This is a genomic window from Bradyrhizobium sp. Leo170 (assembly GCF_004296405.1).
Taxonomy (GTDB): domain Bacteria; phylum Pseudomonadota; class Alphaproteobacteria; order Rhizobiales; family Xanthobacteraceae; genus Bradyrhizobium.
Map to the genome: position 1 here is coordinate 1 of NZ_PSRR01000639.1, position 2,087 is coordinate 2,087.

At 60.5% G+C, this 2,087-nt stretch carries 2 protein-coding genes and 1 pseudogene; all 3 read right to left on the reverse strand.

Going from position 1 to position 2,087, the window contains the following annotated elements; translation table 11 throughout:
• Positions 1 to 29: 29 nt before the first annotated feature.
• Positions 30 to 935 carry a carotenoid biosynthesis protein gene (locus tag CWO89_RS43450; protein ID WP_051397386.1) on the reverse strand — a complete coding sequence of 302 codons (906 nt, stop codon included), beginning with the start codon at positions 933 to 935 and terminating at the stop codon, positions 30 to 32.
• Between the two features lie 196 nt (positions 936 to 1,131).
• Positions 1,132 to 1,893 carry an IS21-like element helper ATPase IstB gene (istB, locus tag CWO89_RS43455; protein WP_028169394.1) on the reverse strand — a complete coding sequence of 254 codons (762 nt, stop codon included), beginning with the start codon at positions 1,891 to 1,893 and terminating at the stop codon, positions 1,132 to 1,134.
• A 16-nt stretch (positions 1,894 to 1,909) separates the two neighbouring features.
• A pseudogene (locus CWO89_RS43460) lies at positions 1,910 to 2,087 on the reverse strand (IS21 family transposase); the annotation flags it as partial.

The following is a 2,087-nucleotide window of genomic DNA, read 5'->3' on the forward strand; positions in this document are numbered from 1 at the left end:
AGTCCGTGTTGCGACGACATGCCCCGCTTTCAATCGCCAGATATTGATGCGATTGGCTCGCCTTTGCAATTCGCCTGGCGCAAGAGGCGCAGCCCTGCGAGCAATGCGGTGAAGACCATCGTCAGCAGCAGGATCGCGACCGTGGATTCACGGATATCGTGGACCTGCCAGCCATAGCCTCTGTCGTCGACGGCTTCGCCTCTCTCTCCCATGATCCAGGGCACGATGTGCGTAACGCCGGCGCCGACATAGAAAAGGATGCCGATCACCGCCAGCCTGTGACTAATCCTCAAGTGCTGCCGTCGGCCGTCGCAGCGCAGGTGGAGGGCGAAGGCCTGGCAGATCAGCCAGGAGGTGAGAAGCCAGCCGAGATAGTTGGAGAGTGGAACACCGAACATTCCACCGCCGCCGTGCCATATCCAAGCCTTGGCTATCGTCGCGTTAGGGGCATCCGTCACAAGATTCCACTGGGTCATCACGAAAGCGGCTACGATGGGCAGGGCGACCAAATTGAAAGGTCGATCGAGCTGACGATCGGCGTGATCCAAAAGAACCGACGCGACCACCCATGAAAAATAGCCCACAACGAACCATACCGGTCCCACGATGATCGGGATGAGGCCGATCTGCGGCAAGTCCGCGCCGACCACGAAATGAAAGGTCCCAAATGGAAACGCTGTGGCAGCGCTCAGGTTTTCCATCGCAAACGCAATTGCGTTACAAGTAACGAACAGAACCAAGGCGCTCCGCGCACCATAGGCGAAGGTGGCGTGGATCAGGGCGCAGGCAATGAAAAGTGCCGCAAGCGCTTGAGCAACCGGGGTTGGATTCCAGGAAAACCAAATTGCGGCCGCAAGAATGCCGGCGATGGCCAACCAAAGCGCGGCCTCCTGCGGCACGCGGAGTCGGCCTCGGCCGGCATTGTCTGGGGTCATTGCATGCAATCCTTCAGTTGAGCAACCGGCAGCAAGGCTTACTTAACGTAGTTGCACCGGGTAGGCAGCGCAAGTACGAGCAGCGGCGCGGGGAGAGGTGCATATTTCACTGATAGTGAGCAGCGATCTCGCGCGATCATGAGCGCCGAATTCAGACGATCGTGAGCGGCCCGCTCCGGCCAAGGCGTTGATAGAGTCAGCGTTCTGGCTGCTCGTCAAGGGTGATGGTTTTGGCGTTGCGTTTTCGCATGCTTTCGCCGGCCAGCTGGAGGCGGTGAGCGTTATGGACGAGGCGATCCAGAATGGCGTCGGCGAGCGTGGGATCTCCGATAACTTCGTGCCATGAGTCCACGGGAAGTTGGCTGGTTACGATGGTCGATGCGCGGCCATGGCGGTCCTCGAGGATTTCCAGTAGATCGCGCCGCTCGGCGACGGTGAGCACCGACAATCCCCAATCGTCCAAAATCAGAAGCTGGACGCGGCCAAGGGTTTTGAGCAAGCGGGCATAACGTCCATCTCCCCGCGCGAGCGCCAACGCTTCGAACAATCTTGGGACGCGATGGTAGAGAACCGAGCGATTGTCGCGGCAGGCCTTGTGACCGAGAGCACAGGCTAACCAGCTTTTGCCCAATCCGGTCGCCCCGGTTAGAAGAAAATTCTCGTGGCGATCGATCCAGTCGCCGCTGACGAGCTTGGCGAAGACGGCCCGGTCGATACCCCGCGGCGTGCGCAAATCGACGTCCTCCACGCAGGCATTCTGGCGAAGCGCGGCCAGCTTGAGGCACGTGGTGAGCCGCCTGGTGTCACGTTCTGCGGCTTCCCGGTCGACCAGCAGGCCGATGCGATCTTCGAACGGCAAGGCTTCGAGATCAGGTGATCGTCGCTGCTCCTCAAAGGCCTTGGCCAAGCCGCTCAAGCCGAGCTCGATCAGGCGTTCGTGGGTGGGATGGTTGAGCATACAGGTCTCCTTGGCTTCAGTGGAAATAATCCCAGCCGCGGATGTTGCCGTGGCGCAGGGGTTGGTGTTCGGAGGGTTCGTCGAGAAAGGTGCGATCCAGGCCGTTCTGGAGGATGGAGCGGATCGAGGCGACGGATCGTGCCTTGATCAGAATGCCGCGCCGGCAGGCCGCGTCGACGCGCTCGGCGCTGTAA